Origin of the sequence: Stenotrophomonas maltophilia, from assembly GCF_013464485.1 — a bacterium.
Taxonomy (GTDB): Bacteria; Pseudomonadota; Gammaproteobacteria; order Xanthomonadales; family Xanthomonadaceae; genus Stenotrophomonas; species Stenotrophomonas maltophilia_AW.
The window spans coordinates 1-14,853 of record NZ_RAUX01000069.1 but is presented as its reverse complement, the minus strand read 5'-3'; the positions used below and the strand labels follow the sequence as shown (position 1 = coordinate 14,853).

At 67.4% G+C, this 14,853-nt stretch carries 12 protein-coding genes and 1 riboswitch; of the genes, 6 read left to right on the top strand and 6 right to left on the bottom strand.

From position 1 onward, the window contains the following. Positions 1-77: 77 nt before the first annotated feature. The 5 genes from mmsB to D7Y61_RS21800 are packed head-to-tail and all read right to left on the bottom strand — an operon-like array spanning position 78 to position 5,617. The gene (mmsB, locus tag D7Y61_RS21820) at positions 78-968 is read right to left on the bottom strand and encodes a 3-hydroxyisobutyrate dehydrogenase (protein ID WP_004136647.1); all 891 of its coding nucleotides are present in this window, start codon (positions 966-968) and stop codon (positions 78-80) included. Continuing rightward, complete coding sequence (locus D7Y61_RS21815; protein WP_180869283.1) at positions 965-2,140, bottom strand: enoyl-CoA hydratase/isomerase family protein; 1,176 nt, start codon at positions 2,138-2,140, stop codon at positions 965-967. The genes mmsB and D7Y61_RS21815 overlap by 4 nt, the downstream gene beginning before the upstream one ends. Continuing rightward, the gene (locus D7Y61_RS21810; protein ID WP_180869281.1) at positions 2,137-2,934 is read right to left on the bottom strand and encodes an enoyl-CoA hydratase; all 798 of its coding nucleotides are present in this window, start codon (positions 2,932-2,934) and stop codon (positions 2,137-2,139) included. The genes D7Y61_RS21815 and D7Y61_RS21810 overlap by 4 nt, the downstream gene beginning before the upstream one ends. Beyond that, positions 2,931-4,097 carry an acyl-CoA dehydrogenase family protein gene (locus D7Y61_RS21805; protein ID WP_180869279.1) on the bottom strand — a complete coding sequence of 389 codons (1,167 nt, stop codon included), beginning with the start codon at positions 4,095-4,097 and terminating at the stop codon, positions 2,931-2,933. Before D7Y61_RS21805 ends, D7Y61_RS21810 begins: the two co-directional genes overlap by 4 nt. Before the next feature lie 14 nt (positions 4,098-4,111). Then, entirely contained in the window at positions 4,112-5,617 is a 1,506-nt protein-coding gene (locus D7Y61_RS21800) for a CoA-acylating methylmalonate-semialdehyde dehydrogenase (RefSeq protein ID WP_180869277.1), read from the bottom strand. Between the two features lie 114 nt (positions 5,618-5,731). On the opposite strand from D7Y61_RS21800, the gene D7Y61_RS21795 reads away from it, so the two are divergent. Continuing rightward, positions 5,732-7,099, top strand: coding sequence for a short-chain fatty acyl-CoA regulator family protein (locus D7Y61_RS21795; RefSeq protein WP_180869275.1), 1,368 nt, complete (start codon positions 5,732-5,734; stop codon positions 7,097-7,099). Positions 7,100-7,311: 212 nt separating this feature from the next. Further along, positions 7,312-8,265 carry a DUF1028 domain-containing protein gene (locus tag D7Y61_RS21790; RefSeq protein ID WP_180869273.1) on the top strand — a complete coding sequence of 318 codons (954 nt, stop codon included), beginning with the start codon at positions 7,312-7,314 and terminating at the stop codon, positions 8,263-8,265. A 73-nt stretch (positions 8,266-8,338) separates the two neighbouring features. On the opposite strand, the gene D7Y61_RS21785 is transcribed toward D7Y61_RS21790, so the two are convergent. Next, positions 8,339-10,231 carry a patatin-like phospholipase family protein gene (locus tag D7Y61_RS21785; RefSeq protein ID WP_180869287.1) on the bottom strand — a complete coding sequence of 631 codons (1,893 nt, stop codon included), beginning with the start codon at positions 10,229-10,231 and terminating at the stop codon, positions 8,339-8,341. 194 nt (positions 10,232-10,425) lie between these two features. On the opposite strand from D7Y61_RS21785, the gene D7Y61_RS21780 reads away from it, so the two are divergent. The 4 genes from D7Y61_RS21780 to pncA all read left to right on the top strand — a co-directional run bounded on the left by D7Y61_RS21780 (position 10,426) and on the right by pncA (position 14,786). Then, complete coding sequence (locus tag D7Y61_RS21780) at positions 10,426-11,475, top strand: bifunctional nicotinamide-nucleotide adenylyltransferase/Nudix hydroxylase (protein ID WP_219628096.1); 1,050 nt, start codon at positions 10,426-10,428, stop codon at positions 11,473-11,475. Positions 11,476-11,540: 65 nt separating this feature from the next. Further along, positions 11,541-12,950: a nicotinate phosphoribosyltransferase gene (locus tag D7Y61_RS21775; RefSeq protein ID WP_180869271.1), complete on the top strand. Its 1,410-nt coding sequence runs from the start codon at positions 11,541-11,543 to the stop codon at positions 12,948-12,950. Positions 12,951-13,044: 94 nt separating this feature from the next. After that, a riboswitch (cobalamin riboswitch) is annotated at positions 13,045-13,258 on the top strand. A gap of 158 nt (positions 13,259-13,416) precedes the next feature. Next, complete coding sequence (locus tag D7Y61_RS21770) at positions 13,417-14,103, top strand: epoxyqueuosine reductase QueH (RefSeq protein ID WP_425517840.1); 687 nt, start codon at positions 13,417-13,419, stop codon at positions 14,101-14,103. Between the two features lie 56 nt (positions 14,104-14,159). Continuing rightward, a complete protein-coding gene (gene pncA / locus D7Y61_RS21765; RefSeq protein ID WP_180869269.1) occupies positions 14,160-14,786 on the top strand; it encodes a bifunctional nicotinamidase/pyrazinamidase in 627 nt (208 codons plus the stop codon). Positions 14,787-14,853: the final 67 nt, after the last annotated feature.

The following is a 14,853-nucleotide window of genomic DNA, read 5'->3' as shown; positions in this document are numbered from 1 at the left end:
CCGAACATCCGCCCATCCCACCTTCGTTGTCCCGCACGGGGGCATGAGGTTGCCGGCCAGCGGCCGGCACTACCAGGTCATTTCTCGCTCGTAATGAGCTGCACGACGCTGGAGAAATCCAGCTTGCCGCGGCCGGCCTGGTGGTTCATCGAGTACAGGTTGCGGGCCACTTCGCCCAGCGGAATCGAGGCGCCGACACTCATCGCCGCTTCCACCGCCAGGCCCATGTCCTTCAGCATCAGATCGCTGCCGAAGCCGCCGCTGTAACCGCGCGAGGCCGGCGCGTTTTCCAGCACGCCCGGCCACGGGTTGCACACTTCGGTGGCCCAGCTGCGGCCGGTGCTGACGGCCATCATCTGCGACAGCACCTTCGGATCCAGCCCGTGCGCCACGCCCAGCGCGATGGCTTCACCGGTCACCGCCATGATCACGCCCAGCGCCATGTTGTTGCACAGCTTGGCAACCTGGCCGGCACCGCTGGCGCCTACATGGAAGATGTTCTTGCCCATCGCCTGCAGCACCGGGCGCGCGCGCTCCAGCGCATCCTCTTCGCCACCGACGATGAAGGTCAGCGTGCCCGCCTGCGCGCCGGCGGTACCGCCGGACACCGGCGCGTCGATCATCTGCAGTCCACGCGCGGCCGCGGCTTCAGAAACCTTGCGCGCGCTGGCCGGGGCAATGGTGCTGCAGTCGATGACGAGTGCACCGGCCGGGATCGCGGCGAGGATGCCGTCATCGCCCAGGTACACGCCTTCGACGTGGCGGCTGGCCGGCAGCATCGAGATCACCACCTCGGCATCGGCCAGGGTTTCGCGCGCCGACGCGGCCGCGCTGGCACCGGCATCGACGGCGGCCTGCACCGCGGCCGGAACCAGATCGAACACGCGCACGGTGTGTCCGTTCTTGACCAGATTGGCGGCCATCGGGCCACCCATGTTGCCCAACCCAATGAATGCAATGCGGCTCATGCCAGGCTCCTTTCAGCGACGGGGGTGCCCAGGTCGGCCAGCGGATGCGCGGCATCGGCCCAGGGCGAAGCGAAGAACGTATCGGCCCACGCGGCGGTGGCCTCGGCCAGGGTGGCCGGGTTCCACTGCGGGTTGCGGTCCTTGTCGATCAGCAGCGCGCGGATGCCTTCGGCGAAATCGCCGTGGGCAGCGCAATGCAGCGCGGTGATGTATTCCAGCCGGTAGACGCTGGCCAGGTCCCGGCCGGCGCTGCGGCGCTGCAGTTCAAAGGCCAGACGTGCCGAACCGGGCGCACCGGCGGCGAGGGTCTTCTGGGCCGCCTGCAACCAGGCATCGTCGGTCTGCAGCGTGCTGATGCGGTTGATGATCGCGGGCAGGTCATCACCTTCGCACAGCGCATCAACCTGCGCCGCATTGGCCAGCAGCGGGCCGGTGACGGCATCGCTGGCATGCGACTGCAGCAGCTGGCTCAGGCGTTCGTGGTTGTGCGCGGCATCGGCGGACCATGCCACCTGCAGCAGCGCATCGAACACCGCGCTGCGGCGTTCTTCGGCCACGTGCACATCGGCCAGGCCGGCATAGATGGCGTCGCCGGGGTTCAGCAGCGCACCGGTCAGGGCCAGGAACAGGCCCCCCTTGCCGGGCACGCGCGGCAGCAGCCAGCTGCCACCCACATCGGGGAACAGGCCGACGGTGATTTCCGGGAAGGCCAGCTTGGAGCGCTCGCTGACCACGCGGTGGCTGGCGCCGGACATCAGGCCGATGCCGCCGCCCATCACGATGCCATGGCCCCAGCACAGGATCGGCTTGGCGTAGGTGTGGATCAGGTAATCGACGCGGTATTCGACGTCGAAGAACTCGGCGGCGTAGTCGTTCTCGCGGATATCGCTGTGGCCGGTCTCGCGGAAGGCGACCATGCTCTTGTACAGGCTGTGCAGGTCACCACCCGCGCAGAACGCCTTTTCGCCAGCTCCCTGCAGCACCACCATGGCGATGCCGTCGTCGTCGGCCCAGGCATTCAACTGCTTCAGCAGCAGGTGCGCCATCGGCAGCGAGAAACCATTGAGCGTGCGCGGCGCGTTGAGCGTGGCGATGCCGATGCGCGTGCCGTTGCCGGCCACGCGCTCTTCGAACAGCACCGGTGCTTCGTCGGCAACGGTGTCGGTGCTCATGCGTTCTTCCACTGCGCGGCGCGCTTTTCCAGGAAGGCGGTCACACCCTCGACCTGGTCAGCCGTGTCGAACAGGTCGACGAAGGCTTCGCGCTCGGCCACCAGTGCCGAGGCGTGGGTGCCGGTGCGGGTGGACTGCACCAGGGTCTTGCAGGCGGCAATGCTGGTCGGGCTCTGCTTGCCGGCCTTCTTCGCCCATTCCAGGGCCAGTGCCTTGGATTCGCCCTTGCCGACCTTTTCTTCGACCAGGCCAATGCGCAGTGCGGTCTCGGCGTTGATGCGCTCGCCCAGCAGGATCATGCGCTTGGCCCAGCCCTCGCCCACCAGGCGCGGCAGGTTCTGGGTGCCACCGGCACACGGCAGCAGGCCGACGGTGGCCTCCGGCAGCGCGACCTGGGCGTGGTCTTCGATGATGCGCAGGTCGCAGGCCAGCGCGCACTCCAGGCCACCGCCCATCGCATAGCCGTTGATGGCGGCAATCGACACGCCACGGAAGGCGGACAGCGCTTCGAAGGCTTCACCGAAGCGGCGCGCGGCCTCGCGTGCGGCGGCCTTGTCGCCCGAAGCGAACTGGTTGAGGTCGGCACCGGCGGAGAAGAACTTCTCGCCGTCACCGGTGATCACCAGCGCGTAGATGTCGCGGTCTGCGTTGAGCGCGCCCACCAGGTCGCGCAGCGCCGACAGGCTGTGCACGGTCCAGGTATGCGCGGGCGGGTTGTTCAGGGTGACCACGGCGGTATGGCCATCGGCCTCGACCTTCAGGCCCACGTGCTCCTGGGTACGCCAATCCTTCATCGCAGTTCCTCTTCGGTGTTGAGCAAGTGGCGGGCAACGATGACCCGCATGATCTCGTTGGTGCCTTCCAGGATCTGGTGCACGCGGCTGTCGCGCAGCAGGCGCTCGATCGGGTATTCGCGGATGTAGCCGTAGCCACCGTGGATCTGCAGCGCTTCGTTGCAGATCTTGAAGCCGGCATCAGTGGCGAAGCGCTTGGCCATCGCACACCACACGTTGGCATCGCTGGCACCGGCATCGAGCTTGCGCGCGGCCGAATGCACCATCTGCCGCGCGGCCACCAGTTCGATGGCCATGTCGGCCAGCTTGAACTGCAGCGCCTGGAAGTCGGCCAGCGCCTTGCCGAACTGGCGGCGCTCGCCCATGTAGCGGCGTGCGGCATCCAGCGCGCCCTGCGCGGCACCCAGCGAACAGGCGGCGATGTTGATGCGGCCGCCGTCCAGCCCCTTCATTGCCAGCTTGAAGCCGCCGCCTTCCTCTCCCAGAAGGTGGCTGACCGGCACGCGGACGTTTTCGAAGGTGATGCCACGGGTGGGCTGGCTGTTCCAGCCCATCTTCTCTTCCTTGCGGCCAAAGCTGATGCCCGGCAGATCGGCCGGCACCGCGATGGCGCTGACCCCGCCCGCACCGGCACCGCCGGTACGCGCCATCACCACCAGCAGTTCGGTGGCACCGGCGCCGGAAATGAAGGCCTTGGAACCGTTCAACACATAGACGTCGCCATCACGCACGGCGGTGGTCTTCAGCGAGGCCGCATCGGAACCGGCGCCCGGTTCGGTCAGGCAGTACGAGGCCAGCTTGTTGCCCGCAGACAGATCGGTGCCCCACGCATCGCGCAGTGCCGGCTGGCCCCACTTGGACACCATCCACGAGGCCATGTTGTGGATGCTGATGTAGGCCGCGGTCGACGGATCGACGTTGGCGAGCTCCTCGATGACGACGGCGGCATCCAGTCGGCTCAGGCCGCTGCCGCCCACTTCCGGGTCCATGTACAGACCGCAGAAGCCCAGTTCACCGGCCTTGGCGATCGCCTCGCGCGGAAAGATGCCCTCCGCATCCCATCGCGCGGCGTGCGGCGCCAGTTCGGCCTGTGCGAAGTCGCGCGCAGCCTCGCGGTACGCCTGCTGCGCTTCTTCCAGTTCCGTCGTCATCGAGTGGCTCATGGCTGCTCCTGCCGTTACTTCAGGCTGATCGTGGTGTTGACGCCGTGGCTCAGCGTCTCGTCATCGAACCAGCGCGCGGTGACCGTCTTGGTCTGGGTGTAGAACAGCACCACCTGCTTGCCGTACGGGCCCAGGTCGCCCAGCTTGGACGCGCGCGAACCGGTGAAGGAGAACAGCGGCACCGGCACCGGGATCGGCACGTTGATGCCGACCTGGCCGACGTCGATGTCTTCCTGGAACTTGCGCGCCGCCGCGCCGGACTGGGTGAACAGTGCGGTGCCGTTGCCGTTCGGGTTGCTGTTGACCATGGCGATGGCGTCTTCCAGCGTCTCCGCTTCGAGGATGACCAGCACCGGCCCGAAGATTTCTTCCTGGTAGATGCGCATGTCGGTGGTGACACCGGCAAAGATGGTGGGGCCGACGAAGTTGCCCTTCTCGAAGCCATCGACCTGCGGCTTGCGGCCATCGAGCACCAGCTGGGCGCCCTGCTCCACGCCCGAAGCAATCAGGCCTTCCACGCGCTCGCGGGCGCTGCAGGAAATGACCGGGCCGACATCGGTGCCGGACACGGTGCCGCCGCTGACCTTCAGGGTCTTGGCCTTGGTCACCAGGTCCTGCACCCAGTTGCGTGCTTCACCGACCAGCACCAGGGTGGAGGCGGCCATGCAACGCTGGCCAGCGGCACCGAAAGCAGCACCGACCATCGCGTTGAGGGTCTGTTCCTTGTTGGCGTCCGGCAGCACCACGGCGTGGTTCTTGGCGCCCATCATGCACTGCACGCGCTTGCCGGCCAGCGAGGCGCGATTGTAGACGTGGGTGCCGACACGGGTGGAACCCACGAACGACACGGCCTTGATGTCCGGGTGGTCGCAGATCGCGTTGACCACTTCCTCGCCACCGTGGACGACGTTCAGCACGCCCTTCGGAATGCCGGCCTCCAACGCCAGTTCGACCAGGCGCATGGTGACCATCGGGTCCTGCTCGGACGGCTTGAGGATGAAGGTGTTGCCGGTGGCGATGGCCATCGGGAACATCCACAGCGGAATCATCGCCGGGAAGTTGAACGGGGTGATGCCGGCGCACACGCCCAGCGGCTGCATGATCGTGTAGGTGTCCACACCATTGGCCACATTGTTGGCCAGCTCACCCAGCTGCAGGTTGCCGATGGCAGCCGCATGCTCGACCACTTCCAGGCCGCGGAACACATCGCCTTCGGCATCCGGCAGGGTCTTACCCTGTTCGGCGGTGAGGATGTGCGCCAGCTCGCTCATGTTCTCGCGGATCAGCTGCTGGTACTTCAGGAAGATGCGCGCGCGGGTGCCGATGGGGGTCTTGCGCCAGGTCTTGAAGGCTTCCTTGGCGGCGGCGACGGCGGCGTCCACTTCGCCGGTGGTGGCGAACGGCACCTGGGCCAGCACGTCCTGGGTGGCCGGATTGACCACGTCCTGCCAGTGGGAGGTGGCCGATTCGATGAACTGGCCATCGATCAGCATGCGGATACGGGGCGCTGCAACAGTCATGACGACAATCCCACGGGCTTGAAAGATGCTTGGCATTATTCACAGCACCCACCTCGATTTCCGGGCTGAATCCGCTTAATCTGGCCAACACGCCAGACGATTCATGTTAATTCTGTGAATTATTCAGCCACCCAGCGACAACTCGGCCTGCGCCTGCTGCGGCTGCGCGAGCAGCGCGGCTACAGCCAGGTGGAGCTGGCCCGCGCGTTGGGCCTGTCGGCCAGCTACCTGAACCAGATCGAGCGCAACAAGCGTCCGCTGACGCCGGCGGTGCAGAAAAAGCTGGGTGAGATGTTGGGCGACGTTTCCTCGTTGTTCGACGAAGATGAACCCGCCGCACTGCAGGAGGCGCTGGGCGAGACCCTGCGCGACCTGGGCCTGGCGGAGGTGAGCGCCACCGAACTGCGCGCGCTGGCCGGCAACCTGCCGCAGGTCAGCCGCGCCCTGCTCGACCTGCATCGCCGCCACCTGGCGCTGCGCGAGCATGCCGCCGCGCTCGAGTTCCAGCTGGGCGAGCCGGGAGCCGGCAGCACCCTGCCGGCTGGTGACCAGGTACGCGAGTTCTTCAACCGAATGCACAACCACATCCCCGAGCTGGACGAGCTGGCCGAACGCCTGTTCGCCGAGTGGGGGCTGTCGCCGGGGCATGTGGCACCACGCCTGCGCCAGCTGCTGGCCGACCGCCATGGCGTGCTGGTGGAAGTAGCCGCGCTGCAGGCCGGGCGCGAGAAGCGCCAGTACGACGCCGGCACACGCCGGTTGTGGCTGCCGGACTACCTGGAGCCAGGCCAGCAGGCGTTCCAGATGGCCGCCGAGCTGGCCCTGCACGGCTACCTGCCGCAGATCGATGCGGTGGTGGCACGTGCGGGCTTCACCGATGACGCGCGCATCGCGCAGGCCAGGGTGGGTCTTTCGAACTATTTCGCTGGCGCATTGGTGATGCCGTACATGCGCTTCCTGCGTGCGGCCGAGGCCAGCAGTTACGACATCGAACTGCTGGCGCACCAGTTCGGCGTCGGCTTCGAAGCGGTCTGCCACCGGCTGAGCACGCTGGCGCGACGCAGTGCGCCCGGGCTGCCGTTCTTCTTCATTCGCGTGGACCGCGCCGGCAATGTGTCCAAGCGCCATTCGGCCACCGATTTCCACTTTTCGCAGGTGGGCGGTTCGTGCCCGCTGTGGATCGTCTACGAGGCGTTCAACCAGCCCGGGCGCATCCTCACCCAGACCGCGCGCATGCCTGACGGACGACGCCATTTCTGGCTGGCGCGGCAGGTCAGCAGCGGCCCGGTCGGGCATGGGCAGCCGCGCAAGACGTTTGCGGTGGCACTGGGCTGCGACCTGCAGCATGCCGAGCGGCTGGTGTATTCGCTGGGGCTGGACGTACAGAGCCCCGGCAACTCGGTATCGATCGGTCCGGGCTGCCGGGTGTGCCCGCGCGAGGACTGCATGCAGCGCGCGTTCGCGCAGTTGCCGGGGCGATAGGGGTGATTCGGCAGGGCTGCGCCCTGCATCCCTGGTAGTGCCGGCCGCTGGCCGGCAACAGCGGGCCTTCTGGGAGATAGCGGGGTGGCATTGCCCGCTCTTGGTGGGTGTCGACCTTGGTCGACACGCTTGATCCACGCATGGCGTGGATCTACTAAACCTTTCGTGCGTAGGCTGCATCCCAATCGGGATGCCCGCCCATGGAGACACCCATGTTCCTGCTGCGCCCGTGCCTGGCTCTACTGCTCGCTGTCGCCGCCGCACCGGCGTGGGCGACGTTCTCCATCGTGGCCTGCAACGAGGCCGGCGACTGTGGTGTGGCGGTGGCCACGCACAATCTCGGCGTCGGTGGTGTCGGCGTGCCGTGGGCACAGGCGAAGGTGGGCGCGGTCGCCAGCCAGTTCGAAACCAACCCGACCTATGGCTCCAAAGGCCTTGAACTGCTGGCCAAAGGACGCACGCCTGCGCAGGTGCTGAAGCAGCTGTTGGATGAAGACGGCAACTTCGATGGCACCACCCTTGCCGAGCGCCAGGTGGGATTGGTCAGTGCGCGTGGCGGCAACGCGCAGTACACCGGCGCTACGGCGCAGCAGGCGGACTGGGCCGGTGCGCACGGCGAGGGCATGCTGAGCGTGCAGGGCAACGGTCTGGCTGGGCCGGAGGTGTTGGCCGCCATGCAACGCAGCTTCGAGGCATCGCGCGGTGCACTGGCCGCACGCCTGCTGGTCGCGCTTGAGGCAGGCCAGGCGGCGGGTGGCCAGCGCAGTGGGCAATGGTCGGCGGGGCTGCTGGTGCGTACGCCCGGTGGCGACTGGCAGGACACCGACCTGCGCGTGGACGCCGATCCGCATGCGGTAGCACGCCTGCGCGAGCTGTACGACATGCGCCTGTCCAACGAGGCGCTCATCCGTGCTGAGCAGCGCTGGGAAAAGGGAGACGTAGCGGGTGCGCGCGCGGCGCTGGCAACGTCGTTGTCGCTGGCGCACGGCTGGGACCGGACCTGGGCGCGCGCGGCGCGACTGGCGATGCGGCAGGGCGATGCTGCGCTGGCACGCGAGTATCTGGCGGGCCTGCGTGCGCTCAATCCGGGCTGGGTGAAGCAGGAGCTGGCGTTGCCGCTGTATGCGCCGTTGCGGGGTGATGCGGTGGTGGAGGCGTGGCGATGAGGCACCGTAGGGGTGAGATCGTGCCGACCAAGGTCGGCTCCCGCCAGGACAGTTCAATCGCCTGCGGCGCAGATCAGTAGATCGGCGTCACCTTCATCTGCGGCAGCGGTCGCGGTGCGCCGTCGGTAAGGTCCGGGCCGAGGTCGTCCCAGCTGCGCCCCTGCTCGACCATCAGCCCCCACAGCTGCTGCGAGGCGAGCCGCTTGTCTTCCGAGCCCAGCTTGTACGACGGCGGCGTCGGTTCACCACGGGCAACCATCGAATAGGCGGCGCGGTAGGCCAGCACCTGCTGCGCCGGGTCATCGGTGCGCGCCACTTCCAGCGTGTAGCGCTGGTAGGCCGAAGCCAGGTTGCGCCAGCGGATCCAGTAGTGGTTCTCGAACGAGAATGAGCAGAAACGCGCACCGGCCAGGCTGCCCTTGTCGGCGATGCGGGTCAGCACCTCCTGCGGCATGTCCAGGTTCATGCCACCTTCGTCGCCCTGCAGGCTGACGTGCACGATGCGGTCGCGGTAGCCCGGCGCGCGCGCCTGCAGCAGGTCGCGCCAGTTCTGCATGGTCGCCACCACCGCGAACAGGAAACGACCCAGTTCGGCAGCAGCCAGCGGCGTGGCGATCGACTGGTAGGTGCGCTGCCAGCCGTGGCGGTTCTCGGTGGGCAGGAACACCGCATGCTCGAGCGACTGGCGGCCACTGTTGCCATGGCTCACGTCTTCGGCGTGCTGCGGGTACACCAGGTTGATGGCGAAGGTCGGCCAGCGCGGCAACGCGGCGTCGAACAGGTGGATGGGGAAATTGCTGCTGATGCCGCCGTCGGAGAACCAGCAGATGCGGAAGGCGGTGATCACCGGGCCACAGGCCTGCCCGGCACTGGTCAGCCCTTCCATGCTGTCGGCCACGTTGTGCTCCGGGTCGGCCGCCGGTGCGGTCGGCTCACAGCGGCGCTCGCGACGTGACGGCTCGTGCAGCGGCACCGCGCTGATCAGCAGCGGGAAGCTCAGGCTCATGCGCGTGGCCACCAGCACCGGCAGCTGCGGGCCCGGTGGCAGGTGGTAGTACTGGCGCCCCTCCACGTCCAGCGGCGGGCCGGCCTGCCTCACCAGCCACTGCACCACGCTGGCCGGGAACAGCTGCTCGAACTCCTCGCGCAGGAACCAGAACTGCGCACCACCCAGCGGCAGCGTACGCGGCTCGTTGTGCGACACGCAGGTGGTGATCATCTGCAGGCTGATCGCATGCGGGCTGTCCGGCTCGCCGGCATAGCGCGGGGCATCGTGCAGGTCGGCAAAGGTCAAGGGTGCATCCATCGGCTTGCCGGACAACTGCTGCAGGCATTCGTGCAGCCACTCGGTCAGCGCCGGTTTGCCTGCATCACGGCCGAGGCCGCTGCACAGGCCCAGCAGGTTGCGCCGCGCTACCCGCGCCACCCGCAGCGCAGCGCCCGCCACACCGGCACCGTAGGCGCACAGCAGTGACGGCAGCAACGTGGCGGCCACGCCGCTCCAGCCACCACCCCACCAGCCCAGGCCGAGCAGCAACGCCAATGACACCAGCACTTCCAGCGGCGCGATCCCGAACACGGCAATGGCCAGGCACAGCAGCTTGTACGGCAGGCTGGCATTGCCGGTCAGCGCCACCAGCAGCCGATAGGCCGCGCGCGCACCCCGTGCTGGTTGGAACAGGCTGTAAATGAAACCCCGCCGCGACAGCTGCGCCGACACCGCCGACAAGCCGCCATAGCCCGCGTCGCCGGGCAGGTGCTCGCCGGCCTGCTGGCGGCGGTCACCACATGCCGCCGCTGCCGCCACCGCTGCGGCGATGGCGCCCGCCGAGGTGCCGCCGATGCTCTTGAACCGATACTCACGCGCCAGCGCCAGTACCGCATTGGGGTACACGATGCCGCTGGTGATGCCGCCTTTCATGACCAGATCGCAGTACTTGTCCGCCACTGTCTTGCCCCCGAGCATGCCGTCCGCCACGTGGGTGCCAGTATGGCGCAGAGGCTTCTCAGGGCCTGAGAACATCACCGCAGTCCCGCCAGGAAACTTCGACGTTCAGCAGCAGGCATGGCTGCAGGCTTGACCAGACCCGCCATCGGCGTAGCATCTGCAGCAAGCCAAGGGACAGACCCGCGGCCGCCACAACGACATGAGGGATTCTCATGGAATTCGACTATCTCGTCTTCATCGGGCGATTCGAGCCCTTCCACAACGGCCACGCCGCCGTTGCCCGCCTGGCCCTGAGCCGGGCCCGCAAGCTGATCTTCCTGGTCGGCTCTGCCGATACTCCCCGCAGCCTGCGCAATCCCTGGACCGTGGCCGAACGCGCCGTGATGATCCAGGCTGCCCTCGATGGCCATACCGACCGCCTGCTGATCCGCCCGCTCCGCGACCACCTGTACAACGAAGCACAGTGGATCGCCAACGTACAGCGACAAGTGGCCGAAGCGCTGCGCAATGACGGTGCCTCTGCCGATGCCAAGGTCGGCCTGATCGGCATGGACAAGGATGCCTCCAGCTACTACCTGCGGGAATTCCCGCAGTGGCCGCTGGTGGACGTGCAGCACACCGCCACCCTGTCGGCCACCGAGCTGCGGCGTTACCTGTTCGAGGCCGGCGACGTCGACTTCCACGGTGCGTTGCTGATGCTGCGTGGCAACGTGCCGGCGCCGGTGTACGACATGCTCGAAGCCTTCCGCAAGAGCGCGCCTGCCTATGGCCAGCTGGTGGCCGAGTACCGCTTCATTGAACAGTACAAGGCGGCCTGGAAGGATGCGCCCTACGCGCCCACCTTCGTCACCACCGATGCGGTGGTGGTTCATTCAGGCCACGTGCTGCTGGTGCGCCGCCGTTCGGAACCCGGCAAGGGCCTGTGGGCATTGCCCGGCGGCTTCGTCGGCCAGGATCAGAGCCTGCTCGACAGCTGTCTGCGCGAACTGCGCGAGGAAACGCGGCTGAAGATTCCGCTGCCGGTGCTGAAGGGTTCGCTGAAAGGCCAGCAGGTGTTCGACCACCCCGACCGCAGCCAGCGCGGCCGCACCATCACCCACGGCTTCCACTTCGAGTTCCCGGCCGGTGACCTGCCGCCGGTGCGCGGCGGCGACGATGCCGACAAGGCGCGCTGGATACCGGTGAGTGAAGCGCTGGACATGGGCCCGCAGCTGTTCGAAGACCACCTGCACATCCTGGAGTATTTCCTCGGCCGCGGCTGACAGGCCCGGCTTTTCCCACCGGCGGATAGACCGCCGGTGTCACTCGACGCGAAGGAGCTTCCGTCATGCACTACCTCGATAATCTTCTCCTCAACACCGACAGCTACAAGGCCAGCCACTGGCTGCAGTACCCGCCGGGTACCGACGCCACGTTCTTCTATGTGGAATCGCGTGGCGGCCTGCACGACCGCACGGTGTTCTTCGGCCTGCAGGCGATCCTCAAGGACGCTCTGGCCCGGCCGGTCACCCACGCCGACATTGACGATGCTGCCGCAGTGTTCGCCGCGCATGGTGAACCGTTCAATGAAGCCGGCTGGCGCGATATCGTCGACCGGCTGGGCGGCAACTTGCCGGTACGCATCCGTGCCGTGCCCGAAGGTAGCGTTGTGCCTACCCACCAGGCGCTGGTGACCATCGAATCGACCGATCCGGCTGCGTTCTGGGTGCCGTCGTATCTGGAAACGCTGCTGCTGCGCGTGTGGTACCCGGTCACCGTGGCCACCATCAGCTGGCATGCACGGCAGACCATCGCCGGCTTCCTGCAGCAGACCAGCGACGATCCACAGGGGCAGCTGCCGTTCAAGCTGCACGACTTCGGCGCACGCGGCGTATCGAGCCTGGAATCGGCGGCACTGGGCGGTGCTGCACACCTGGTCAACTTCCTCGGCACCGACACCGTCTCGGCGCTGTGCCTGGCACGCGCGCACTATCACGCACCCATGGCCGGTTACTCGATTCCCGCCGCCGAGCACAGCACCATCACCAGCTGGGGCCGCGATCGCGAGGTCGAGGCCTACCGCAACATGCTGCGCCAGTTCGGCAGGCCCGGCGCGATCGTGGCAGTCGTGTCGGACAGCTATGACATCTATCGTGCGATCAGCGAACACTGGGGCACCACCCTGCGCGATGACGTGATCGCATCGGGCGCCACGCTGGTCATCCGCCCCGACTCGGGCGACCCGGTGGAGGTGGTGGCCGAGAGCCTGCGGCGCCTGGACGAGGCGTTTGGCCACGTCATCAACGGCAAGGGTTACCGCGTGCTCAACCACGTGCGGGTAATCCAGGGCGATGGCATCAACCCGGACACGATCCGCGCCATCCTGCAGCGCATCACCGGCGACGGCTACGCCGCCGACAACGTGGCGTTCGGCATGGGCGGCGCGCTGCTGCAGCGGCTGGACCGCGATACGCAGAAGTTCGCACTGAAGTGCTCGGCCGCGCGGGTGGATGGCGAATGGATTGACGTCTACAAGGATCCGGTCACTGATGCGGGCAAGACCAGCAAGCGCGGTCGCATGCGCCTGCTGCGGCGCCTGGCTGACGGCAGCCTGCACACGACGGCCCTGCCCGCCAATGGCGATGAAGCGCTACCGGCCGGCTTCGAGGATGCGATGGTGACCGTGTGGGAGAACGGCCGCCTGCTGTGCGACCAGCGGTTGGACGATATCCGCGCGCGGGCGGCCTGCGGACGCTGAAGCCGCAACCTGGGGTCGGATCCCGTTGCAGCGCAACGTGCTCTGACCACGGCCCCCTTGACCCGCGCCGGCAACGGGTCCACCGTGCACACGCCGAAGGTATCCCTGCCGTGGCTGGATGGCGGCAGGGATTTGAACGGGAATCCGGTGAAGGCGCCGCGCGCGCCCATTCCGGAGCTGCCCCGCAGCGGTGAATGGAAACGAATCCTGCCAACAGCACTGGGCGCATGCCTGGGAAGCGGCAGGTAGTAGGTGGGCCGCGGCCCGTGTCCATCAGCCCGAATACCGGCCCCGGCCGGGGGACACGACCGTCCCCTGACTCGACCTGGACTCTCCGCGGGGAGGGTGCCGGGGCCGTCGTTGTCCTGTGCGTGCAGGCGGCGTGGCCGCGCGCGTCCTTTTCACGGTATCCGGCCAGACCCGTTTCCCCGCCCGATGCATGGGCCACCGCCGTTGCCGGCGGTCCATGCGGTACCTGACGATGACCGAGCTCCAACGCCCTACCCTCACCCTGCCCGCCGACGGCAAGCGCCTGCTGCTGCATTCCTGCTGTGCCCCGTGTTCGGGTGAAGTGATGGAGGCGATCACCGCCTCCGGGATCGATTACGCGATCTTCTTCTACAACCCCAACATTCACCCGGTGAAGGAGTACGAGCTGCGCAAGCAGGAGAACATCCGCTTTGCCGAGCAGCACGGCATTCCCTTCATCGACTGCGACTACGACACCGACAACTGGTTCAGCCGCGCGCGCGGCATGGAGAACGAACCCGAGCGCGGCATCCGCTGCACGATGTGCTTCGACATGCGTTTCGAGCGCACTGCGCTGTACGCGCATGAACATGGCTACGACACCATCAGCTCGTCGCTGGGCATCTCGCGCTGGAAGAACATGGCGCAGATCAACGACTGCGGCATCCGCGCCGCGTCGCGCTATGAAGGCCTGCAGTACTGGGACTACAACTGGCGCAAGGGCGGCGGCGCCAGCCGCATGATCGAGATCAGCAAGCGCGAGCAGTTCTACCAGCAGGAGTACTGCGGCTGCGTGTACTCGCTGCGCGACGCCAACCGCCACCGCCGCGAGAACGGGCGCGAGAGGATCAAGATCGGCCTGCTGTACTACGGGCAGGACGCAGGGACGCCGCAGGGCGATTGACGTGTGGGCAAGGGGCGGCCACGCTGGTCGCCCCTTCACGTTGTAGTGGATCCGCCATGACCGCCCTGCCCGCCGATGTCGCCCTGCTGGTGATCGACCTGCAGCCGGACTTCATGCCCGGTGGCGCGCTGGCCTGCGATCAGGGCGATGCGCTGGTGGCACCCATTGCCGATCTGCTGGCGCAGCGCCGCTACCGCACCGTGGTGGCGACACAGGACTGGCACCCGGCCGACCATGCCTCGTTCGCCAGCCAGCACCCCGGCCAACGCCCCTTCGAGACCATCCTGCTGCACGCGCAGCCGCAGACCCTGTGGCCGGACCACTGCATGCAGGGCAGCGCCGGTGCCGCCCTGCACCCGGACGTGGACTGGACCGTGGCCGACCTGATCCTGCGCAAGGGCACGCGCCAACAGGTGGATTCGTACAGCGCCTTCCGCGAGAACCACGGCCCCGATGGCGAGCGCCCGGCCACCGGCCTGGCCGGCTGGCTGCACGAGCGCCGCATCCGCGAAGTGCATGTGTGCGGCCTGGCCCGCGACTACTGCGTGCTGTGGAGCGCGCAGGACGCAGTGAAGTCCGGCTTCCGGGTGAAGTTCCTGTGGGAGCTGACCCGGCCGGTGACCGTGGCCAATGACGCGATGGTGCGCCAGGCGCTGGAGAAGGCAGGGATCGCGGTCATCTGACCCGCATCTCCGGGCCGAAGAACAGCCGAGCATGGCTCGGCTCTACAGGAAGCAGGATCCGGTAGTG